The 22,265-nt window shown below is 58.3% G+C and carries 23 protein-coding genes; 13 read left to right on the top strand and 10 right to left on the bottom strand.

The window, feature by feature from the left end; genetic code table 11:
- The first annotated feature begins 23 nt into the window (after positions 1–23).
- From RGCCGE502_RS11635 to RGCCGE502_RS11615, 5 genes are all read left to right on the top strand, one after another.
- Positions 24–581, top strand: a complete 558-nt coding sequence (locus RGCCGE502_RS11635; protein WP_016554360.1) for a DUF924 family protein — start codon at positions 24–26, stop codon at positions 579–581.
- An 80-nt stretch (positions 582–661) separates the two neighbouring features.
- Positions 662–3,208 carry a mechanosensitive ion channel family protein gene (locus RGCCGE502_RS11630; protein WP_016554359.1) on the top strand — a complete coding sequence of 849 codons (2,547 nt, stop codon included), beginning with the start codon at positions 662–664 and terminating at the stop codon, positions 3,206–3,208.
- A gap of 121 nt (positions 3,209–3,329) precedes the next feature.
- Complete coding sequence (locus RGCCGE502_RS11625; RefSeq protein WP_016554358.1) at positions 3,330–3,593, top strand: hypothetical protein; 264 nt, start codon at positions 3,330–3,332, stop codon at positions 3,591–3,593.
- Between the two features lie 436 nt (positions 3,594–4,029).
- Positions 4,030–4,860, top strand: coding sequence for a response regulator (locus RGCCGE502_RS11620; protein WP_016554357.1), 831 nt, complete (start codon positions 4,030–4,032; stop codon positions 4,858–4,860).
- A 184-nt stretch (positions 4,861–5,044) separates the two neighbouring features.
- Complete coding sequence (locus RGCCGE502_RS11615; protein WP_016554356.1) at positions 5,045–6,376, top strand: GGDEF domain-containing response regulator; 1,332 nt, start codon at positions 5,045–5,047, stop codon at positions 6,374–6,376.
- 15 nt (positions 6,377–6,391) lie between these two features.
- Here the strand turns inward: RGCCGE502_RS11615 and RGCCGE502_RS11610 are convergent, their stop codons facing one another.
- Positions 6,392–7,411 (bottom strand): GlxA family transcriptional regulator, encoded by a 1,020-nt coding sequence (locus RGCCGE502_RS11610; protein ID WP_016554355.1) that lies wholly within the window; start codon positions 7,409–7,411, stop codon positions 6,392–6,394.
- On the opposite strand from RGCCGE502_RS11610, the gene RGCCGE502_RS37235 reads away from it, so the two are divergent.
- Positions 7,410–7,640, top strand: a complete 231-nt coding sequence (locus tag RGCCGE502_RS37235) for a hypothetical protein (RefSeq protein WP_040674417.1) — start codon at positions 7,410–7,412, stop codon at positions 7,638–7,640. The genes RGCCGE502_RS11610 and RGCCGE502_RS37235 overlap by 2 nt on opposite strands.
- Before the next feature lie 67 nt (positions 7,641–7,707).
- On the opposite strand, the gene RGCCGE502_RS11600 is transcribed toward RGCCGE502_RS37235, so the two are convergent.
- The 4 genes from RGCCGE502_RS11600 to RGCCGE502_RS11585 form a co-directional block, all read right to left on the bottom strand.
- A complete protein-coding gene (locus RGCCGE502_RS11600) occupies positions 7,708–7,905 on the bottom strand; it encodes a hypothetical protein (protein WP_016554354.1) in 198 nt (65 codons plus the stop codon).
- A 537-nt stretch (positions 7,906–8,442) separates the two neighbouring features.
- Entirely contained in the window at positions 8,443–11,289 is a 2,847-nt protein-coding gene (locus RGCCGE502_RS11595; protein ID WP_016554353.1) for an ATP-binding protein, read from the bottom strand.
- Positions 11,290–11,385: 96 nt separating this feature from the next.
- On the bottom strand, positions 11,386–11,793 hold the full coding sequence (locus RGCCGE502_RS11590; protein ID WP_016554352.1) for an Ohr family peroxiredoxin: 408 nt from the start codon (positions 11,791–11,793) through the stop codon (positions 11,386–11,388).
- 53 nt (positions 11,794–11,846) lie between these two features.
- Positions 11,847–13,154 carry an epoxide hydrolase family protein gene (locus tag RGCCGE502_RS11585; RefSeq protein WP_016554351.1) on the bottom strand — a complete coding sequence of 436 codons (1,308 nt, stop codon included), beginning with the start codon at positions 13,152–13,154 and terminating at the stop codon, positions 11,847–11,849.
- Positions 13,155–13,382: 228 nt separating this feature from the next.
- On the opposite strand from RGCCGE502_RS11585, the gene RGCCGE502_RS11580 reads away from it, so the two are divergent.
- From RGCCGE502_RS11580 to RGCCGE502_RS11570, 3 genes are all read left to right on the top strand, one after another.
- Positions 13,383–13,778, top strand: coding sequence for an Ohr family peroxiredoxin (locus RGCCGE502_RS11580; RefSeq protein WP_016554350.1), 396 nt, complete (start codon positions 13,383–13,385; stop codon positions 13,776–13,778).
- A gap of 66 nt (positions 13,779–13,844) precedes the next feature.
- Entirely contained in the window at positions 13,845–14,876 is a 1,032-nt protein-coding gene (locus RGCCGE502_RS11575; RefSeq protein WP_016554349.1) for a DUF3095 family protein, read from the top strand.
- Between the two features lie 82 nt (positions 14,877–14,958).
- A complete protein-coding gene (locus RGCCGE502_RS11570; protein WP_016554348.1) occupies positions 14,959–15,849 on the top strand; it encodes a DMT family transporter in 891 nt (296 codons plus the stop codon).
- Between the two features lie 50 nt (positions 15,850–15,899).
- Here RGCCGE502_RS11570 and RGCCGE502_RS37230 read toward each other — a convergent pair whose 3' ends face one another.
- Positions 15,900–16,061, bottom strand: coding sequence for a hypothetical protein (locus RGCCGE502_RS37230; RefSeq protein WP_019279890.1), 162 nt, complete (start codon positions 16,059–16,061; stop codon positions 15,900–15,902).
- Between the two features lie 537 nt (positions 16,062–16,598).
- Here RGCCGE502_RS37230 and RGCCGE502_RS11565 point away from each other — a divergent pair.
- Positions 16,599–17,282, top strand: a complete 684-nt coding sequence (locus RGCCGE502_RS11565; protein ID WP_016554347.1) for a VOC family protein — start codon at positions 16,599–16,601, stop codon at positions 17,280–17,282.
- A 327-nt stretch (positions 17,283–17,609) separates the two neighbouring features.
- Here the strand turns inward: RGCCGE502_RS11565 and RGCCGE502_RS11560 are convergent, their stop codons facing one another.
- Complete coding sequence (locus RGCCGE502_RS11560) at positions 17,610–18,137, bottom strand: YkgB family protein (RefSeq protein WP_016554346.1); 528 nt, start codon at positions 18,135–18,137, stop codon at positions 17,610–17,612.
- 217 nt (positions 18,138–18,354) lie between these two features.
- Between RGCCGE502_RS11560 and RGCCGE502_RS11555 the strand changes: the two genes are divergently transcribed.
- Positions 18,355–18,924, top strand: a complete 570-nt coding sequence (locus RGCCGE502_RS11555) for a TetR/AcrR family transcriptional regulator (RefSeq protein ID WP_016554345.1) — start codon at positions 18,355–18,357, stop codon at positions 18,922–18,924.
- Between the two features lie 74 nt (positions 18,925–18,998).
- Here RGCCGE502_RS11555 and RGCCGE502_RS11550 read toward each other — a convergent pair whose 3' ends face one another.
- Entirely contained in the window at positions 18,999–20,216 is a 1,218-nt protein-coding gene (locus RGCCGE502_RS11550; RefSeq protein ID WP_016554344.1) for an NADH:flavin oxidoreductase/NADH oxidase family protein, read from the bottom strand.
- A 109-nt stretch (positions 20,217–20,325) separates the two neighbouring features.
- Positions 20,326–20,766 (bottom strand): VOC family protein, encoded by a 441-nt coding sequence (locus RGCCGE502_RS11545; protein WP_016554343.1) that lies wholly within the window; start codon positions 20,764–20,766, stop codon positions 20,326–20,328.
- Between the two features lie 197 nt (positions 20,767–20,963).
- Between RGCCGE502_RS11545 and RGCCGE502_RS11540 the strand changes: the two genes are divergently transcribed.
- Complete coding sequence (locus RGCCGE502_RS11540) at positions 20,964–21,425, top strand: MarR family winged helix-turn-helix transcriptional regulator (protein ID WP_016554342.1); 462 nt, start codon at positions 20,964–20,966, stop codon at positions 21,423–21,425.
- Between the two features lie 19 nt (positions 21,426–21,444).
- Here RGCCGE502_RS11540 and RGCCGE502_RS37225 read toward each other — a convergent pair whose 3' ends face one another.
- Positions 21,445–21,609 carry a hypothetical protein gene (locus RGCCGE502_RS37225; RefSeq protein WP_019279889.1) on the bottom strand — a complete coding sequence of 55 codons (165 nt, stop codon included), beginning with the start codon at positions 21,607–21,609 and terminating at the stop codon, positions 21,445–21,447.
- Between the two features lie 259 nt (positions 21,610–21,868).
- On the opposite strand from RGCCGE502_RS37225, the gene RGCCGE502_RS11535 reads away from it, so the two are divergent.
- Positions 21,869–22,264 carry a cupin domain-containing protein gene (locus RGCCGE502_RS11535; RefSeq protein WP_016554341.1) on the top strand — a complete coding sequence of 132 codons (396 nt, stop codon included), beginning with the start codon at positions 21,869–21,871 and terminating at the stop codon, positions 22,262–22,264.
- Position 22,265 lies beyond the last annotated feature (1 nt).

The following is a 22,265-nucleotide window of genomic DNA, read 5'->3' as shown; positions in this document are numbered from 1 at the left end:
GTCGGTGTTCGTCAGGAGGAAATGTGGAGCTCGGATATGTCTGTACGCCGAAGGAGGTCTTCGATTTTTGGTTCGAGGAGTGCGGGCGCGACCAATGGTTCGCCACGACATCGGAGCTTGATCGGGATATCAGCCAGCGCTTCCGCGACACCCACCTTGCGCTCGCGCACGGCGTGACCGAGGAATGGCGTGCGACGCCAAGCGACAGGCTTGCCGCCGTCATCGCACTCGACCAGTTTCCGCGCAATATATATCGCGCGACACCGCTCGCCTTCGCGACCGACGGGCTTGCACTGCGCGAGGCAAAGCTTGCACTGGAAGCTGGCGCCGACATGCAGGTTAGCCCGGAGTGCCGGACGTTCTTCTACATGCCATTCGAGCATTGCGAAAATCTGGAAGAGCAGGAGCGCGCGGTCGCGTTGTTCAGGGCGCTTGGCGATGAGGAGTATATCGACTATGCGCTTCGCCACCGGGACGTGATTGCAGCCTATGGTCGGTTTCCGCACCGAAACGCCATCGTTGGACGGCAATCGACCTCCGCCGAACTGGAATATCTGGCGCAACCGGGCGCGGGCTTCTGATCGCTTCGCCTTTCTGTCGCCTTTCTTTCTTATGAAAAGCTGGATTTCAATTTGATCCAGTAAACCCGAGCGGGGACATTTTGCGGCCGACCCAATTCTTGCTTCGCATTTTCGTTATTGCAACGCTGGCGGTTGTCGGCGCGAACCTTGCGGTTGCGCAGATGGCGGCACCGCAGGCCCAGCAGCCGACGCAAGCGACTGAGCAGCCGTCTGTTGTGGATAGCCCAGTCGAGCAAGCCGCGAAGGCGATCGAGAAAGCAAAGCAGGATCTCGCCTCGCTGGAGGATGGTGTCAAACAGAAGAGCGACGATGACGACGCGCTGGTGGCTCTTGCCGGAAAGACCGATGAACTCGGACGCGCGGTCCTCAACGTTTCCGTCAGCCTGAGGCCACGGCTCGACCAGATCAAGAACCGTCTCACCGAGCTCGGCGATCCGCCGAAGGAAGGCCAGCCGGCAGAGGCGGAGATCGTCACGACCGAGCGTAACGCTTTGACCTCGGAGCGTGCGCAGATCAATGCCGTCACCGGCGATGCCGAAACACTTTCTGCCGCCATTGGCAAGCTTGGCAACCGTATTGCCGAGACCCGCCGACAGCTCTTCGCAGCTACTCTGCTACGGCGCACGGACATTTCGTTTTCGGTTCTGGACGATGCGGGACGCGCCTTCGTTCGGGAGGGCTCGGAGTTCATCCAGGCGCTGAGCAGCTGGCTCGGCTTCGTTCTGAAGTTCAAGGCTTTCGCCTTCTTTGCGGCCATCTTCATGTCCCTGGCGACAGCTCTTGTGCTTCTATCTGGCGGCTATCGACTCTTCGGCCGCTACCTGCAGCGCAAGGAGACGGACGAGCAGCCTTCCTACATAAACCGTCTCTCCATCGCCTTCTGGTCGACGCTGATCAGGACGCTCGCGCTCGCTGCGCTGCTGGTAACATCCTACTTCTTCCTCAACAGTTTCAACGTTTTGAGGCCGGATATCGCGCCTATCATCGGCGCTCTCTTCGGGTCGATCGGGCTGATCTATTTCGTCAGGCGCTTCACCAATGCAGTGTTCGCGCCCAAGGAACCGCATTGGCGCCTTGTCAAGCTTTCCAACCGCGGCGCGAGTTCGATTGGCGCCTGCCTACTTGCGATGGCCGTCGTCAACGCGCTCGATTATCTCTTCGGCAGCATCAGCGAGGAGCTCGGATCTCCGCTCGTGCTGACCGTCGTCAAGAGTCTGATCGCGGCTCTGATCATCGGCCTCATCCTGATCGCAGCCTCTTTCGGTCGTCCAATGCTGGCGCGAAACGGTGATCCGGACGCGCCGGGACGGCATTGGCCACGCGGCATGGCGATCATCCTGCGCGTGCTTGGTGCAGGGTTGATCATAACAGCTTTGACCGGTTACGTCGGCCTTGCCCGCTTCGTTGCCACCCAGTTGATCATCACCGGCGCGATCATCGTCACGACCTATATCGGCCTCCTGTCGGGGAAGGCGATTTCTCGCAGCGAGACCTTCGGCGAGACATCGTTTGGCCGCTTCCTCCAACGGCGCTTCAAACTCGGCCCGGTTGCCATCGATCAAGCGGGATTGCTTGTCGGCATGTGCATCTCGGCCATTGCGCTGATGGTTGGCATCCCGCTGGTGCTGCTGCTTTGGGGCTTCCATATCCAGGACCTCCAGCTCATCGCCTATCGCCTTCTTACGGAGGTCCGGCTGGGTGGTATCAGCATTTCGCTGGTCGGCATCATGACCGGTATACTGCTCTTCGCGGGCGGTTACCTGCTGACCCGTTGGATCCAGCGCTGGCTTGACGGCAACGTCATGGCGCGCAGCCATGTCGACCTCGGCGTTCGCAATTCGGTCAAGACGGGCATCGGTTATCTCGGTGTGGGTCTCGCGGCGATTGTCGGCGTTTCCGCCGCGGGCATCGACCTCTCAAATCTGGCGCTCGTTGCCTCAGCGCTTTCGGTCGGTATCGGTTTCGGCCTCCAGAACATCGTGTCCAACTTCGTGTCCGGCCTGATCCTGCTTGTCGAGCGGCCGTTCAAGGTGGGCGACCACGTCGTCTCCGGCACCGCCGAAGGCATCGTGAAGCGGATTTCCGTGCGTGCGACCGAGATCGAGACGTTCCGCAAGCAGTCGATCATCGTGCCGAATTCCGAATTGATCAACGCATCTGTCGGCAACTGGACCCACCGCAACAAGATGGGGCGGTCCGAAATTCCGGTTTCGGTAAGCTACGAGTCCGACCCGCAGAAGGTGATGGATATTCTGTTGGAACTCGTCAACGCCGTACCCGTGGTGCTCCGCAATCCTGAGCCACACGTGGAGTTCTTACGGTTCGGGCCGTATTCGCTGGACTTCGAGCTTCGTTTCATGCTTGCGGACATGGGTGACGGCCTGAAGGTCCGGAATGATCTGCGTATCGCAATCCTCAAGAGGTTCCGGGAGGAGGGTGTCGAAATTCCGCTCCCGCAGAGCGATGTCGTGTTCCATCGTCAGGCGGACCACGTCGGAACGGCAACTGCCGCCGGCAAACCGCCAGCGAAGATCGACGACGCCTCCGAGGCGAGTGAAGTGGACGAAGAAGCCGGTACGGTGCGCCGGTTGCGCGGCAAATCGGCAGATGGCAATCTCAAGGGGTAAAGGCGTTGTTCAGCGATCGTTCAGAGCGGTCGCTATATAACGTCGGCAATCGGATTTTCGTTGCTGGGGGCAGCAGCGCCGAGACGCTCCAAGGGAGGGCGCTTCATCCGCGCCGCACTGCATGGCAAAATTTGCCGTCGTACTGTTTCTGTCACTCGTGGCCGCAGGCCAAACTCACGCAGCTTCCATCACCAACACCGACAGCGCCGCCGTTGTGATCGTCCTTACCGAGGGCGGCAACAAGATGCAGCTTGTGCTCGATCCCGGTGCTTCGGAAACGTTCTGCCCGTCGGGCTGCTTCATCACGGCGCCTGATGGCGATCGCATCGGTCTCAGCGGCGGCGAAACGATCGACATCATCAAGGGTTCGGCCGTCATAAAATGAACGACGCTACGCTCTGACTGCCATTTCTGTTCACGGATTTTCGGCCAAAGGCCTTTTGCGTCTTACCTATCTGCATGTAGTCGCGGCATACTTTTCGCATGCCGTAAACAGGCATTTGGCAAATCGCGGCTCGCTGCATAGTTCGCGAAGGCGATTTCCGTCGGTCGCGCGTGACCGTGAGGCCACGATCTATCGTATCGCAACTCCACTGTCACGGCGATCGAGCAACACAACGCGACCGTTGTCGGCGAGAGCCCGCTCGATCCTGACAATGCGGCGCTGCGCGCATAGTCTTTTAAGCATGTTTTGAAGAATGCCAAGGCGGCCCCTGTGGCCGCCTTTTTGTTGGTCAGTGGCGAGGGCCGATTAATACTTATTCAAAGCGGGTATTGTACCGATTCAGCCGGGGACAGAAGTTTCATAAAAAGGTTTGGAAATGGCGTTTTTGGGTATTTCGGGAATGCAATATTCCGGAGGCATGTTTGCGGATGCGCGCATTATTCTGGCGGAGGATTCCAACGTATTTACGTCGATGATCGGCAAGCGGTTGAAAGAGCTTTTCGATATCGACGTGGAAATCTGCCGGAGTTTCGAAGAGCTGCAACTGTCCTATGACAAATCCACGGACCCGATCACCCTTGCCATTTCCAACATCAATCTGCCGGGCGCCGAAAATGGCGAGGCGCTGGAATATCTGATCGATCTCAGCATCCCGACCATCGTCTTCACCGGCACTTTCCAGGAAGGCATGCGCGACAAGTTGATGGCCAAGGACATCGTCGATTACATTCTGAAGGACAATGTCTTCGCCGTTGATCTGCTTGCGGAATCGATCTGCCGCTTCCTCACCAATCATCGTCATCACGTCCTGATTGTCGACGACAGCCCGACGGCCCGCGCTCTGCTGTCGAGCCGCCTCAAGCGCTACAATTTCCGGGTCAGCACCGCTGACAGCGGCGCCAAGGCGCTCGAAATCCTCAAGGCAAACCGCGACATCGGCTTGATGATCACCGACTACAACATGCCCGACATTGATGGGTTCGAGCTCACCCGTCGCATCCGCGCCAGCATTGGTTCGCACGAATTGCGAATCATCGGCGTATCGTCATCGTCGAACCGGTTGCTGTCCGCGCGGTTCCTCAAGGCGGGCGGCAATGACTTCATGCTGCGGCCGTTCATCGACGAAGAGTTCTACTGCCGCGTCAACCAGAACCTCGACACACTGTTGCAGATCCAGTCGATGCGTAAGGAACGGGCCGTTGCCTGACACACGGCCTTCGCCCGGCGATGTTAGGCGGAGGCGCGCTCACGCTTCTGAGATTGAGATTTTTGCAATTTCAAGTGTTGCCAAGTCTAGATATCTTCTCACGCGTGTTTCTGTGAGTTATCTTCACAAAAGTCGAAAAGATGGTCGATTCGGACCGCGGCGGCTTTCTGGGGGATAAGGGTGAATGGCTTTCCGGGAGGATCTCCATCGGGATGGATCCGGGCCACGCTTTGGTGGCCAGTGGGTACTCCTGGTTGAGGATTCCCGGATGTTTTCCGTGGTCTTGTGCCATCGGCTTCATGCGGAACTTGGTTTGAACGTCAAGCCGTGCTCCTCTCTAAGGATGCTGAAAGAGACCGTCGCCCAGTCGCCTAACGACTATATGATGGCGATCGTCGACCTCAATCTGCCGGATGCGCCTTATGGCGAGGCGCTCGACTGCACCATAGAGGCTGGTGTTCCGACCATCGTCTTCACCGCCACCTTCGATCTTCCTACGCGCAACCGCATCATGGAGCGCCGTGTTGTCGACTATGTGCTGAAGGACAACGAGTTCGCGCTCGACAACGTGGTCGCCAGCGCCAGACGTGTATTGTCGAACAGGAGGACACGGATCCTCGTGGTCGATGATGTGGCTTCCGCGCGCCAGATCCTTGTCGGATTGCTGGAAGCACAGCAATACATGGTTATCGAAGCGGCTTCCGGGCTCGAGGCTTTCGCCGCGCTGGAGGCCTACGACGACATCGAGGTCGTCATCACCGATCACCATATGCCCGATATGAGCGGTTACGAGTTGACCCGGCGGATACGTCGGCACTACGGCTCAGACAGGTTGCGGATCATCGGCGTTTCATCCTCGAGCGACCGCATGCTTTCTGCGAGCTTCCTGAAGGCGGGTGCATCCGACTTTCTCTACAGGCCGTTCGTGGCCGAAGAACTGCAGTGTCGTATCGCCAACAACGTTGAGACCTTGGCACAGTTGAAGCAGCTTCGGGCAGCCGCGGCCTGCGACTATCTTACAGGTCTCTATAACAGACGCTATTTCTACGATCTCGGACCGAAGCTGGTCAATGATTGCCTGCGGCACAAGGCTGCGGCCGCTGTTGCGATCCTCGACATCGATCATTTCAAGCGACTGAATGACACCTACGGACATGAGATCGGAGACGAAGTGCTGAAGGCGGTCGCAGATCGACTGGCGACGATCTTTGAGGGGAGCGACAACCTGCTTTCGCGCCTTGGCGGCGAGGAGTTTGCGATCCTCTTTCCGATGATGGATTCGAGCGCCGCGAGCAAATTGTGCGACGAGATCCGGTCGGATATCGCGCGCCTGAAGGTGATGGCGGACGACGAAGAACTTTCCGTAACCGTGTCGATCGGCGTTGCCGAAATTTCCGACTACGAAACTTTCGACAACTATCTCAATGCCGCCGACCAGTTTCTGTATATGGCCAAGCACAAAGGTCGCAATCAGGTCTATTCCGACGCACGGATGACGGAGGAGGCGGCTCAATAGCCGCCCCGGCGCTATTTAGGCCGCTATGGCTTGGCGTGCCGTTGCCATCGTCATCTTGCGCTCTGCGCGCTCCTGCTGCGGCGAACGATGGTAGAGTTCGCGATAACACTTGGAGAAGTGCGAGGCCGAGACGAAGCCGCAGGCGACGGCGACTTCGACGACCGGCATCGAGGACTGCACCAGCAGATGACGGGCGCGATCCAGCCGTATTTCCAGATAGTAGCGGGCGGGAGAGCGCCCCATTTCCTGGCGGAACAACCGTTCGATCTGGCGGCGTGACAGGTCGACGCCATCCGCGATCTCAAGCAGCGACAGCGGCTCCGAGAGATTGCCCTCCATCAATTCGATGATGGAAAGAACCTTGGCATTCTGGACGCCGAGGCGCGCGCGGAGCGGCAGCCGCTGGCGATCGTTCGGGCTGCGTACCCGGTCGGTTAGGTGCTGCTCGCAGACCCGGTTGACCAGTGTCTCGCCGAAGTCCTGGCCGATCAGGTTCAGCATCATGTCGAGCGACGCGGTGCCGCCGGCACAGGTATAAAGATTGCTGTCGACCTCATAGAGATCGGCATAGACCTCGGCCTGCGGAAAGGCTTCCGAAAAACCCGGCAGGTTTTCCCAGTGGATCGCACAGCGCTTGCCATTCAGCAGGCCCGCCTGCGCGAGGATATGTGCGCCCGTACAGAGGCTGCCGACGGCGACGCCGCGATTGTAGGATTCGCGCAACCAGGCACTGACGGACTTGTTGTTGAAGTCCTCGACGTCGATGCCGGAACAGACCAGCACCATGCTCGGGCGATGCTCGCCACCGAGGTTGCGGCGCTCGTCAGAAAGCGACGTGTTTGCCTCGACGCCGATGCCGCAGGAAGAATAGACCTTTTGCCCGTCAACCGAGGTCAGTCGCCACGTGTAGGCCTCGTAGCCGAGCATGCGGTTGGCGATGCGCAGCGTATCGATTGCCGCCGAGAACGGCAGCATCGTAAACTGCGGAACCATGAAGAAGACGAGAGAGCGTTGCTTATGCGACATCTTGTTCATGAGACAAATCCGTGCTGGAGGTGCGAATACACTATTCGTTGCTTGGAATACGTCGTTTCGATATTCTGAAAGCGACATTCTCATGGATAAATGCGGCCGCAAAGAGCAAATTTGCGACATTGCTGAAATTGACGATGATCAAATGACGATCGCCGTCTTCAAAAGTTCACAAAAACCGGCTTCAGCAAAATATGTGTATGAAATTCAAGATTTAATTGGGCGGCTCTAAAAACGGAGAAAGCGGCGCTGCCCGAAGGCAAGGCGCCGCTTTCACACGGGGAGGAATGTCGGATTCATTACATAACCTTGCGCTCATCTGCGCCATCCGCCGACGGCCAACCAATGTCCTTCCGCATATCGAAGGGCATGGATTCGATCTCGCGGGCGGCCTGCCACTGGTGCCATGCGTGAACCAGCTTGCGAGCGTAGTCGGCAACATGCAGGTGGGCTTCGGTTGAAGGCGTCTTGGTGTGCCTGAAGGTAATCGTCGTCATTTCCGTTTCCTTTCATCGTCGGATGACGCTTATTTGATGTATACAATATGGGTGTTCTGCTCCCATCAATCAAACGAATAGAGTTTATGGATACCATCAGCATTTTTGAATGATGGGCGGGCCGTCGCGCACCGTGCCGCTCGCGAGCGGATTGATGAAACTATTTTAAAGCGAACTAGATTCACCTAGAGCGAATTTAAATATTCGCAGAACGGTGATGGCCGACTGATCGCCGTAACCAAAGCTCGGAACTTCACTCGCCCACCTTAGTGGAGAGTCATGCAGAATATGAAGGGTAGTTCCGCAACCAGCACGCCGCGGCAGTCCGTGATCTCGAACGTCATGTCTCCAACGTTTCCGTCAAGCGTCAGCGGAGACAATGTAGGTCGTCAGATTTTGGGTGGGTCGCGTTATAGGACTGTCGGTTCGGCGAGGAGCTCGCCCGCCTTGCTCACGATTGTGGAGCCGTAGGGCGTGTGAGTGTGGACTGACGCAGCCCTTGCGGTGAGGCCACGGAGGAATTGGTATGGTCCGTCATTAGCACTCGGCACGCATCTTTATATCTTCAGCCGCCTTTAGATCCTCGGTGTTGTGGCCCTCGTCGAACCGATCAACGATTGGTTGAAGGATTGCCGCGGCTTCCTCTTTTTTCCCGTATTCCGTTTCAAGAGCGGCGAGATCGCAGGAGGCGCGCAATTCCCACCCGCGTGCGCCCATCTTTCGACTTGCGTGGATGGCCCCTGTAATGCATCTGCGTGCCTCCTCCGAAGGAGAAATCGATCGCAAAAGGTTCCCCTTTATTCGCAGGAGTTCAGGGCTGTAGCAGAAGTCTCCGTTGGCTTCGATCGATTGGATGGCTTTCTCTACCCTCTCCAAGCCTTCGCCGACTTCGCCCAACAGCGCCAACCCTTTTATCAGTGACAGTTCCAGCATGGTGGTGAACACCTCATAGGTCGACCCATGCAGTCTTTCGATGCATCGCCGTATGTTGCTGACGCCTGCGCTGGGATCACCCCGCCGGATGGCGATTTCTCCCTCAAAGCCTCTCGCCACCGATACGTATGGCGACAGGGAGTGCAGCCCCGCACGGGATATGAGCCAATCAATGTGCTCCTGCGCACTCTCCAGGTCGCCGCGCCAAAGAAAAACCGCGATGCCACCGAGCAGCGCGATGCAAAGCGTCAACGAATGGTCCGCTTCAGCCGCTTCCTTGATCGTTTGCCGTGCTCTGAATTCAGCTTGGTCAGGAAGGCCTTGGAGCCAAAGGTTTCTCGCGAGTATTCCACCTGCCAGCCCGCGACCCTGGAAACCGACATAGCTTCCGGGCACGCGGCTCGGGCGCGGATCGCTCGATAACGCGGCCTCTAGTTCGACCCTGGCGCGGCTAAGTTCGCCGCTGAAGTGCAATGAATTTCCGAGGAAGAAGTGTCCAAGCGAAATCGCGGACGCCTCTCCGGTTGCCTCAGCGACGGAAGAACACCGAAAGGCGCACTGGAGCGCCGATTTGAAATCTCCGGTCCGGAGATGAAACATGTTCAATGGGCCGAGAACCTTTAGCTGATCGACCGCGTCTCCTCGTCCCTCTGCTATCTCGAGGCTCCTGGTGAGCGCGGGAAGCGTGTCACGGCCGCCGTGAAGATACATGCGGGCGATGCCGCGGCCAGCCTGAAGATGCATCTCCTCACGGCTTCCCCGATGGTGATCGTCCATTGCAGAAAGAGCGCGCTCGGACCAGCGCTGGCATTCCGGAAAGAGCGACATCGCCTGAAATACAGGAACTGCCGCAGCGGCCAGACTGATACCGGCGTCGGTGTTGCCGTTGTCGCCGAACGCCCATTCCAAGGCAGCCCGGACATTGTTGATTCCAAGGAAATAGGGCAGTCGCTCGGGTCCGCTGGAGAGCGTTGGCCAATCTGGGCCAAACTGCTCAAGCCAACGTCGGTAGTATGAGGCGTGGCTTGCAGCCAGTTCCGCGCGATCATCTTCGGTCTGTCCATGGAGCGCGTAGGCTCGCGTGGTATCGAGCAATCGATAGCGCATCATCGCGCCGAAGGAATTCGCGCTCAGCAGCGACTTGGCAACAAGACTATCGACGGCACCAAAGAGCGCAGGTCGATCGAGGGGAGGTTTCGCAATCACTTCCCAGGCGGCATCAAGCGTGAAATCGCCAACGAAGATCGCCAGTCTCCGAAGAACGGTGCGATCCAGTTCCGGCAGCAGCCCGTAGCTCCAGTCGAGAGTCGCCTGCAGGGTCTTCTGACGAGGCGGCGCGTTGCGTGATCCCACCCATGCGAGGGCAAGATGCTGATCGAGTAGGGCAGCCGTCTGGGAAAGGCCGTAGGCTTCGACCCGTCGCGCGGCCAGTTCCAGCGCGAGTGCCATACCGTCGAGCTTACGGCAGATCGCTGCAATGATATGCGCGTCCTCGTCAGTTATGGCCAACGCGGCTCCGCTTGCGGCAGTTCGTTCGACGAACAATTGGGAAGCCGGATAGGAGAGAATGGTTTCGGCTGTAATTTCCGGATCGTCCGGTGCGCAGGCAAGGGTGTCGAGCTTGTAGATGCTTTCGCCTTCGATCCTGAGAGCTTCGCGGCTCGTGACCACGATGCGGACCTGCGGCGCGGCGTCGATTATGCTCGCTGCAAGGTCTGCCACGGTATCGACCACATGCTCGCAGGTGTCGAACACAAGAAGGATCCGCTTGTCACGGAGATAGGCGAGCAGGCTGGGGCGCACGTCATCGGAGCCGACGGGTATTCCGAGCATGGACGCGAGGGCGGGCGAAACGAGTGATGGATCGCTTAGCGTTCCGAAATCGGCAAGTACCGCGGCTCCATCGAACGTCGTCGCCAAGTGATTGGCCAATGCAATCGCGACGGTGGTCTTGCCGACGCCTCCACTCCCCACGATGGAAACGACGGGAAACCTCGACAGTCTCTCCGAGAGGTCAAGGATATCACTCTCGCGCCCGACCATGCGTTCCAAGCGGTTGGGGAGATTGGCATGCCTGAATTTCGCTGCGCCATCATCAGTCACCAGCACGTGGGCCGAGCCTGTGATGGGCGCGACGAAGCAGTAGCCGCGGCCGGGGATCGTGGTGATGTAGCGAGCACCATCCTGCCCATCGCCAAGGGCTTTGCGCAGCCCGGTCATGTGGAAGCGCAGATTACCCTCTTCAACGACAACGTCTGGCCAAATCCGGGACATCAAATCGCTTTTGCTCAAGAGGGTGTTCGGAGCGGATACCAGCGCGATCAAAAGATCCAGGGCGCGTGCGCCAAGCTCGACCGGAACCCCTTCCTTCGCAAGCAGCCGCTGACCGACATTCAAACAAAAAGGGCCGAAGGACAGGTCACCTGCTGCATCGCCACCAGCCCGCGTCATGGCATTCCCCCTGACCACCTCCACCGCGCTCGTTATACTCCAACGCTTTCTTCGGAGCCATGGCGGCTCAGCATTCGGTTTGCGCACGTCGAGTACTCAGACGAGATTGTAGAAGGCACGGATGTTGCCGTGTGTTGCCCGGCAGTATGGGCATTCATGCCGAGCCGCCTCAATCAAAAGCGATGCACTCTCGCGATCCAGCCCTGGCAGGTAGATATCCAGGCGGACGCCGACGACGTATCCCCGGTCGTCCGAGGATAACTCCACATTGGCGTATATCCTGACATCTGCGTGGAGCTTGATCCGCCTAAGGTCGGCGACATGTTTCAGCGAACTGGCGAAACTCGCTGACCAGGCGATCGCGACAAGCTGCTCCGGGTTCGTACCGAGCCGATTGCCGGCAGGATTTGAAAGTCTGATATCAAGAGCACCGTCCGCGCTGCGGGCGAAGCCGTTCTCTCGGCTGCCAATGGTCTCTGTCCTGGCAGTATGCACATGTTGCATGATCGTACCCCGGGGAAGGAGGGAGGCGCGCGCAGTGCACGCGCCTGAAGTGGTCAGCCAGATTTCCGCAAGCTGCGGAACCCGGTCCGCACTTCATCGACAAAGAGCTTGGGCTGTTCCCAGGCCGCGAAATGGCCGCCCTTTGCCACCTTGTTGTAGTGGATCAGGTTGGGGTAGGCGGCCTCGGCCCATTTGCGCGGCGTCTGATAAAGCTCATCCGGGAAGACACTCACCGCGACAGGTACCTTGACGCCTTTGGGCGCAAAGAAGGCGAGCTTGTTTTCCCAATAGAGACGAGCGGCCGACACACCTGTGTTGGTCAGCCAGAACAGCGTCACGTTGTCGAGTACGTCGTCGGGGCTCAGACCTTCTTTTTGGCCGTCAAAGGAGCGCGCGATCAGTTCAAGGCTCCGGGCATCGTGATCGAGCATGTATGTCGCAAGGGCGATCGGAGAGTCGGCCAATCCAGTCAGCGTCTGCGGTCGCGTTCCCATCAGGAAGGCGTAGTACACGTGCTTGTAGAAGAAGACGAGCTGGTCGTACGAGCTCCGCTCTTCGTCGGAGAGGCCCTCCGGAGCTGGAGCGCCGGCAAAGGATGCGCTGTTGATCTCCACGGGAATTGCTCCGGGCATGTTGGTGTGGATGCCGAGCAGTTCGGGTGGGGCTTGTACGCCGATCATGTCGGTGACCACTGCACCCCAGTCGCCGCCCTGGGCAACGAAGTTCTTGTATCCCAACCGACGCATCAGGGTAGTCCATGCGGCCGCAATGCGCTCCGGTCCCCAGCCGGTGGCGTCGGGCTTTCCGGAAAAGCCATAGCCTGGCATGGACGGGATGACGACGTGGAACGCGTCGGAGGCATCACCTCCATAGGCAGTCGGGTCGGTCAGAGGGCCAATGATCTTCAGCTGCTCGACGATCGAGCCCGGCCAACCGTGCGTCACGATCAGCGGCAGTGCGTTTTCGTGCTTCGAACGAACGTGGATGAAGTGGATATCCAGGCCATCGATCTCCGTGAGGAAGTTCGGCACGGCATTGATCCGGGCTTCGACCTTGCGCCAATCATACTCGGTCCGCCAATGGCGCAAGACCTGCTTGATGGTCTTCAGCGGCACCCCTTGCGAGAAGTCGCTCACCGTTTCTTTCTCCGGCAAGCGGGTATGGGTCAGCCGATAACGTAGGTCATCAAGATCAGCTTCTGGAACGTTGACCCGGAACGGGCGGATCGCTTCGGGGTCGCTCGCTGCAATAGAGCGGTCGGGGAACAGGTTTGCGATGCCGAGTGCGGCGGCGCCAGTTGCGGCGGCGCCTAAAAGCCGGCGTCGGTTCACGTCGATAACTTCGGTTCTGGTGGTGGTCATGGTCTCTCTCCTCGAGAAATGGCGATTGAGAGTCTGCACCCTTGTGCTGCCCTAAAAGCTACGCCGAGGAGGTCCGACGCTCACGTTAGGCGTTGTTAATCCTTGTTTGTTGGAGGGCCGCATCAATCAACGTCTAACAACGCCTAACGTGCGATTTCGGTCGTGCGGCAGTACCTCTGTTGGCAGCACAACGGTGCAGACACTCAACCAACACAGAGGAGTTTCGCCATGACACACAAGGTTCTTTTCACCGGTAAGACCCACAACACAAACGGTCGCGATGGCGGCGCACGCAGCAGCGATGGCCATCTGGACATCAAGATGAAGCAGCCACATCCGGCAGCAGAAAACCTGTTCGGTGCCGCCTGGTCCGCCTGCTACATGGGCGCTATCGAGTATGCGGCGTCGCTGAAGCACATCAAGCTTCCGGCCGGAGTCGCGGTTGACGCCGAGATTGACCTGAATCTTGAGGAAGGTTCGTACTTCCTTAGTGCTCGCCTCAACGTAAGCGTTCCTGGCATCGACCCTGCAGTGGCAACCGAGCTGCTGGATGACGCCCACAACATCTGCCCGTACTCGAAGGCAACACACGGCAATGTCGATGTCGTGACGACCCTTATCTGAACGGAAACCCGCCTCGTCTGCCGCTTTGGTGGGCCAGGTGGGTAAACCTTGATGTAGGAGGATTCAATGGACAAGGCTTACCGACCACCCGAAGCCAGCCGTGATTTCGCCGAACTGCTGGACACGACAAGCTACACGCCCTTACCCGATGACTGGCTGATCGGAGTGACCGACGTCGTCGATTCAACCTCAGCTATTGCCCGAGGGCACTATAAGGATGTGAATTTCGCCGGTGCGTCGGCGATTGCAGCGTTGGGCAATGCTTTCGGCAACTTCGACTTTCCATTCGTGTTTCGCGGCGACGGTGCAGCATTTGCTTTCGACCCTGGTGTAAGAGACACCGCGATCGGCGTCCTGCGTCGCGTCGCGGGCTATGCGCGCGATCAACTGCGGCTCGACCTCAGAATCGGCCTGGTGAAAGTCAGGGACATACGCGCGGCTGGAAGTGACGTGAAGGTCGCACGGTTTGCTGCATCGGAAACAGCCACGTATACCATGTTTGCGGGCGGCGGGCTGAACTGGGCTGACAGGGATATCAAAGCTGGAAATCACGTGCTCCTGCCATGCGAGGAATACACAACCCCCGATCTGAAAGGATTGACTTGCGAGTGGGCACCCATCCCAAGTCAGCGTGGAGATATCCTTTCCCTTCTTGTCGAGCCGCAGGATCATACGCGGCAGGAAACCTTCACCGTGCTGGCAAGACAATTGCTCACCGCGCTCGGTGCGAGGGATGGCTCATCGCGCCCCGTTCCCGACGATGTCGTGATCACCGACGACGTCGCTGACTACCTTGGCGGAAAGGGGTGGGCGGACGTCGTTCTGAATTCGGACTACAGGAGGTACGACGATGTCCTTCGCCTGACCCTTGACTGTACGCCGGAGCAGATTGAGGAGATCGAAGCGCTCCTAACCTCGGCAAAAGGACGAGGCGAGGTCTATTTCGGACTGCATCGTCAGTCTCACGCGCTGATGACCTGCCTGGTGCCGACCGGTGCTCGGGGCGCCCACTTGCACTTCCTGGACGGGATGAGCGGTGGGTACACGGCCGCTGCCGCATTGCTCGAGGCACAAAAGCATACTCATCAGCCGCGCTGAAGTGAGCATCAAAAATCGGCCTAAGATGCCGAAAATCCAAAGATTTATGACCACGAACGTTTCTCGAACATTAGAGATATTCATGACCCTTGACCGTTTCGCTCCCGCCATTTTTGTATTTCTGTGGTCGACCGGCTGGATCATCGCCAAGTACGCGGCGCTTCACTCCGAGCCCTTCACATTTCTCACGATCCGCTATGCGCTTTCGGCTGTCGCCTTCTTCGCTATTTGCGTCGCCATCAGGACCAAATGGCCTAGGGGCGCGTTGGCGTGGCGAGCAGTCTATTCCGGCGTTTTCCTGCACGGCTTCTATCTCGGGGGCGTCTGGTGGGCGGTGGCGCACGGGGTCCCGGCCGGCATCTCCGGCATCATTGCCGCAATGCAGCCGCTCCTGACGGCAATGGCAGCCAGCTTCCTCATCGGCGAACGGTTGCGGCCGTCACAAACGGCGGGTCTGGCGCTTGGCTTCATTGGCATCGCTGTGGCCATCTCACCAAAGCTCATGCAACCCGGTGCGTCCGATCTCCTCCATGCTGGCATTCCACTCGCCGTCAACCTGGCTGCGATGTTCTCTGTCACCTACGGGACAATCTACCAGAAGAAACACCTTCAAACTGGTGACCTGACCGCAATCGCGACGTTGCAATATCTGGGTGCATTGGCCCTTACCGTTCCCTTCGCGCTCACCTTCGAGACGTTTCGGTTCGACGGTGCCGTAGAGACCTATCTTGCTCTTGCCTGGTCGGTGTTCGGAATATCGGTGGGCGGCATTGCCCTGCTTCTCTATTTGATCCGCCGGGGCCAGGTTTCGCGCGCTGCGTCCCTGATCTACCTCTGCCCGCCTACGGTAGCGGTCCAGGCCCTTATCGCATTTGGAGAGCCTCTTACCCCTCCATTGATCCTTGGAACGGTAATAGTGGTTGCCGGAGTTTACCTTACCAATCGGAAGGCACCTCGCGCCGCGAGGGCATGACCTGTTCTGCGCGCAGCGGGTATGGGCCAATGCGCGCAGAGAATTTTCAGCTAGCTTTCCGCAGGCTTCGCAATCCTGTCCGAACCTCGTCCGTGAAGAGCTTCGGCTGTCCCCAAGCCGCTAAATGTCTGCCCGAAGGCGTGGTAGACATGTTTATAGAAGAGCGCGAGCTGTTCGTAGGTTGCCTTCTCCTCGCCAGACAGATCGGTCAATTGCTCATCCGAGCTTTGAATCGGAAAGGTCTGATGGCCCGCCGTCCCCGGCGGACACGAAACTCTTTCGAACGCCGACGAAAGGCCACTAGCCACCCGCAACTCAAGGATCGTTGTGTTGACGAAACTCGCCGACTAGAATCCCGGCCCATGTTTCAGGGTTTGGGGCGTGATCATGGAATTCGCAGGTCATGTCTGGGAGAGAAACCGGAGCATCAAGGTCGAGCGCGAAGTTGAACGCCCTGGTTCGCCGGACGGCGGAAGCTTCTGGAGGCACCACCGGGCTCAGCCGTAACCGGGATCGCGATGAACTTCGGCTTTTTCGAGCTCGGCCGATTTGCTGTGCACTATCGGCAGCAGTTGGGGAAGCCCCCTCGACTGCGTTCGCGCGAGATGAGGGGCATCGGTTCTCTCAGGAGAAAGTGTCCTCAGGTGACGGTCGACCCGCCCGCGTAAAGTAGGTGTGTCGCCCAAAAACGCCCCAGAGCTGTCGGGAACATACGCACGTTGCAGCTCATCCAACCCAGGAGACTCCACATGAGTAATACCGAGGTTCGTAGCGAAACTTCACAGCCTACCGTGGTGCGCGGCGTCGACATGAAGCTGGAAGTGGTCGTAATCCCCGTTGCCGACGTCGATCGGGCCAAGAGCTTCTACGCCAGCCTTGGCTGGCGGCTAGACGGCGACTACACCGCTGGTAACGACTGGCGCGTGATCCAGTTCACGCCGCCCGGTTCGGGATGTTCGATCATCTTCGGCAAGAATGTCACATCGGCTGCGGCCGGCTCCGCGCGGGGCCTATACCTGATAGTCTCCGACATCACCGCGGCGCGCGAGGAACTGGTGGCACGCGGTGTGCGGGTCAGTGAAGTGTTTCATGCAGGACAAGAGCAAACGGGCAACGACGAGCCGTACCTTTTCGGCAGCCGGAGAGTACGCGGCCGTGATCCGGAGCGCCGCACCTACCGGACCTACGCTTCGTTCAGTGATCCTGACGGAAACGGTTGGTTGTTACAGGAGGTTACGAATCGCTTGCCGGGACGCATAGACAAGGGCGGGGCGACCTTCGTCTCCTCTGGCGAACTCGAGGCCGCGCTGCGACGGGCATCGGAGGCCCATGGCGAACACGAGAAACTGACCGGGCAACACGACGAAGGCTGGCCAAGCTGGTATGCGGAATACATGGTACGGGAACAAACAGGGGAGCCTTTGCCGACCTAAGGTCGGTCGATCTTTCTCTGTCCTGACGGTCTGATGTTCGGCTGTTCCGGCTTTGCGCGGAGGCCTTGTCGCGAATCGGCCTCCACGCCATGTTTGTGCAATGGAACAGCCGGATAGCTATTTCTCAAAGCTGAAGCGCACAGGGTTTTCCAAGGCGACTTGGTGGAGCAGGTTGGGGCGCTTTGCTACCGGAAATCTCTCCGCGGTATCGAGATCCTTCTCATCACAACCCGTGAAACAAAGCGATGGACAATCCCCCGGGGCGAACGGCGACGCCCCGAAGAGGGGCGCTCGCTTTGAAGGCTGGTATGCAAAGCTCGTTGGCCCTCAGGTTCGCGTGAACCGGATCGCGATAAGGGAATCCATCGCAATCCAGAGCGACAGTGCTAGAAGACCGACGTCCTTGAGAAGGAACTGGCCTGGTGCGACCGAGATCGCGGGGAAACCGAGTTCCGGGACGACCACGCCGGGGGTTGTAATCATGAAACTGATAGTGGTGACGAACAGGCCAGATGACAGCACGCCTCCAACCAGCGAGTAAACCGGGCTGACAAGCCTCGCGGCTATAAGTGCTCCAATGCTGATTTCGAGTATGCCGAGGAAGCTCGAAAAACCTCGCACACTCAGGATTGAGTACATCCAGCTTACCAGCGGGTTGTTGCTAACCAGATCCACAAGGCCTTGCGCCTCGTAAGCGGTGAATTTCATGCCGCCGAACCAAGCGTAGATGACAGTAATCGATACATAAAGGCCAGCTGTCGTTGCCGTACGCCCGTAAGTCTCTGCTAGATGCTGGATGCTTTCGATACGCTTCGATTTCGGCTGAACGCCGATGTGATGAATGATTTCGGTCATTTTCTTCTCCCATTGGTTGACGATAGCGCCGAGTTTTCGGCTCGCTCGAGTTTTTAACGATACCGTCCTGTATCGTTGTGAGATAAATACTACCGATCTGTATCGTTAACAAATCACGAATCCGCGATTGTCCGGCGCCTGGGGTGCCGCCACAGTGTTGCGTCGGCCTCCACGAACGACTATTTATCGATACAGATCAGTTGTGAAAGGTAGGGCAATGCGGCGGTCAGAGATCAAGAACCATTTGCTGGAGACCGCTCTGCGGCTTTTCAATGAGTATGGATACCACGCGACTGGTATCGACTTGATTGTGTCGGAAAGCGGCGTCGCGAAAACCACCCTCTACCGGCACTTCGAAACAAAGGAGGAGCTGATCGTCGCGGCACTGGAGCGGCGCGACGAAGCAGATCGTCGTGAGATGCGCGAGTTCGTGGAAACGTGCGCAAATGATCCCGTGGAGCGAATTCTGTCGACGTTCGACTTTCTGGAACAATGGTTCAAGGACAAAGAGTTCAGAGGTTGCGGCTTTATGGCTGCCGCGGGAGAACACAAGGACATCGCCGATCCCGTGTTTCGAGCTGCGGAGATGCACAAGCGTCTGTCACTCGCATACTTCGAGGAACTTGCTCACGCGGCGCGATTCCGTGACCCTCGGCGTGTGGCGGACGAAATCAACCTTCTCCAGGAAGGAGCAACCGCCGTAGCCCAAATTACTCGCTCGGTGGAGCCTGCCCGCCAGGCGAAGCGGATGGCAACGGCGCTTACCACGACGATAGAGCGCTGTTAGCCAGTACTCGGGAGCCACGGCACATCGAGAGCGGGTGGTGGGAGATGGGGCGGCGAGACCCCGACGTAGTCGGGTTAGCTCGTTCTAACTGCATTTTCGAAATGAGCCGACCACTGTTCCGTTCGCGCTTCGTCGCGGGCTTTGTAGGCCTGGATTGCCCGTTCGAGGCCAAGGAAATCAGATGTTTCCGTGTTGCTGCCGATCTCAGCCAGCCGCATTGTGTACCATGCCGTAACCCCACCCTCCGGGGCATCCGAAAACCTTGGAAAGGCTGGCTCCGATTTCTTTTGTTCTTTCCAGAGATTGGGCAGCGAAGGTTCGAGGACGAGAGCGCGCGCGAGACCGACCATATCAACTGCACCGCTTGCCACGGCGTCTTCGGCCTGCGCGCGCGTCTTGAAGCCTCCTGTCAGCATAAGAGGCTTCGTCGTCACAGCGCGCGCACGTTTTGCGAATTCGAGGAAATAGGGTCCACGTCCGGACCTGTCGGAAGCGGACTTGGCTCCAGGAAAGTAGGTCCCACCGCTGATGTCGATCAGGTCGATCGAGGTTCGGTCCAACGCCGCCACGACCTTGAGCGCGTCTTCCTCGTCGAATCCTCCCTCCAGTTCGTCAGAAGAATTGAGCTTAACGGCAATCGGGAAGCTCGGTCCGACAGCGGCGCGGGTTGCATCGATGGCTTCCAGCAAGAGCCGCATACGGCTGGCGATCGCGCCGCCGTACCCGTCCGTCCGCTTGTTAAACAGAGGCGAAAGAAACTGACTGAGCAAAAACCCATGTGCTGCGTGAATTTGCACACCTCCAAAACCGGCCTCCTGCGCCAACCGGGCTGTGGCCGCAAATTGTGAGGGCAGTTGACCTATTTCCTCGGATGTTATTTCCACGCAACGCAGTCCCGGCAGGTCGAAAGCAGTAGGGCCCTTGGGGTTGCTGGTCGGTGTGTAGGCAAGCGCTCCTGCGTGGCCGAGCTGTAGCCATAGGCTTGTGCCGTTTTCGCTGCCATGAAGGGCAAGTTTCCGGAACCGTTCAAGGTCCGACGCTTCGTTAAGTACCAGGTTGCCAGGGTTCTCTGCGTAGCCGGAGGTGAGCTGCACTTCGCCGATTATCGAGACGGCCAACCCGCCTTCGGCCCAGCGTTGATATAGCCGCGTCTGCACAGCGGTCGGATGGCCGGTTCCGTCTCCTAGGGAGTCCGACATAGCGGATTTCGCAATTCGATTGTTCAGCGTCAAACCGCAAGGCAGCGGAAGCGGCTCGAACAGAGGTCCATTCGTTTGCGATAGAGGATCCACGACAAATTACTCCGGCGTTTAGTTATCGACGAAAACGGGTTGCACAACAAATTCGGTGCTGTGCTTTTGCTGGGAGGCGTAACTCGTACGCCTCCCGTCGTGCCAGCAATCAGAGCTCGTCCGGTCCTGCGCGGTAGACGAGAAACTTATTGCCCTCGGGATCACGGAAGTAGGCACAGTAAGGGTCGGCGCCATTCTCGCCTCGTGGACCGGGAGCACCTTCGTCTTGGCCACCGAGTGCCAAGGCTGCCGCGTGGACTTCCTCAACCTGGGCGCGGGAACAGGCCTCGAAAGCCACCATGCCACCGTTGCCGACCGTCGCTGGTTGTCCGTCAAACGGCTTGATGACGCCGAACTCAAGGGTCCTGTGGCCGTAGTAGACGGCACGACCAGGCTGAACCAGAACGCGCCCGATGCCGAACACGGAAAGCAGTTTGTCGTAGAATGAAGAAGCGGTTTCCAGATCGTTTGTGCCAACGGTCGAATGGCTTGGCAAGCCGCGCATTCTCTCCGTTTCGGCGGCCGTTTTAGTCTTTGCAGTGTCGTTCATTTCAGTTCTTCCTTTCACTCTTGGTCGAATGGCTGCATCTTTTGCGGCCGATGGCTCCAAGGCATCGACGGTCCTCCGAACGGGAAGATTCCAGGTCATTTTGTCTGCCTTGGAGGGTCCAGCATCCATGCTCAGGTTGAATTTATGTTGCGTATGCACTACATACGTTGCCTCTCGAACGTTGTGGAGGTTGAACGATGGATGATCGAATTGATCCCGAGTCCTATATCGTTGGCGAAGTCATATCCGGATGCCTGATGACCAGGGCCAGGCGCATCTCCCGGGTGGTCACAAACATCTATGACCAAGAACTGAGAAACCATGGTCTGACCGCATCCCAGTTCTCCATGCTCATCATGATTGCAAAACTGGGAGGTGCCAGCCGCTCCGAAATCGGCCGTGCAAATTTCCAAGACCGGACGACGTTGACGCGCAGCCTCGCACCGCTCCTCAAGGAAGGCTGGATCGAGGAGCTTCCGACTAAGGGCGGCCGCAGCCGTCCGGTCGTCATTTCCTCTGCCGGGAAGAAGCTCCTCAGCGGGGCGGCTCCCGCCTGGCGCGAGGCGCAGCGCAAAGCAAGCGCTCTTGTTGGCAACAATGGTGCAGAAGCAATCATTGACATAGCCGAAAACCTTCCAAGGGAGGACGAGCCGACATAAGGCCGCCTGTGACTGCGCTCTAATTCGCGGCGTCGATTTCCGCCACGACGATACGGCGAAGCGTGATATCGAGGGTAAGGTCAATGCAACCGATCTCGGTGGGGTTGTCCGCGGAAGCAGCGCCGGCTCCGACGGTAGCGCTGAGCGCGGCCGAGAAAAAGAGTGGTATAGAACGTTTCAGCATCTCAAGGCTCCTTCTTGTATGGGATGGACGCCAAGCCAATTTCGATGCGTCAGTTATGATGCGTATGCAACATAATTTCAACATGGCAAAAGCCTCCGCAGCGGACGATTTTGTATTGGATTGTATCCAAACGTGCGCCGGATGACGCTTCGTTACATTTCAGCCTCCTCGAAAAACAAACCGGATACCGAATGGCCTGATTTTGGATTGCAAGCACGGTGCAGTCGCACGAGCTCATTATCAAGCAAGGAGCAATCCAATGAACGCACGACGTATCGTTTCCGCGGCTCTGGTTATCGCGGCTTTCGCCTACCAGATTGCAAGAGCCGATCAGCCTGAAATTCGACGGACGGACTTGGTAAAGGAGGACATCAGCATTTCCGGCAAGGAAGCCGTGCAGGTGCGCGTCGACTTTGATTCGGGCGCATTCGCGGTGAACCACCGGCACCCTGGCGAGGAGGTCGCTTACGTCCTTCAGGGAACACTCGAGTACAAGCTTGAGGGAAGGGAAGCCGTCACACTCAAGGCGGGGCAATCCCTGTTCATCCCGGATGGTGTTGCCCATTCCGCTCGAAACGTCGGGGATGGCAAGGCGTCGGAGCTGGCGACTTACATCGTCACCCGGAATGCGAAGCTCGTTGAACCTGTGAAGTAAT

Origin of the sequence: Rhizobium grahamii CCGE 502, from assembly GCF_000298315.2 — a bacterium.
Taxonomy (GTDB): Bacteria; Pseudomonadota; Alphaproteobacteria; order Rhizobiales; family Rhizobiaceae; genus Rhizobium; species Rhizobium grahamii.
Note: the sequence above shows the minus strand (reverse complement) of the source record. Positions and strands in the feature narration are given on the sequence as shown.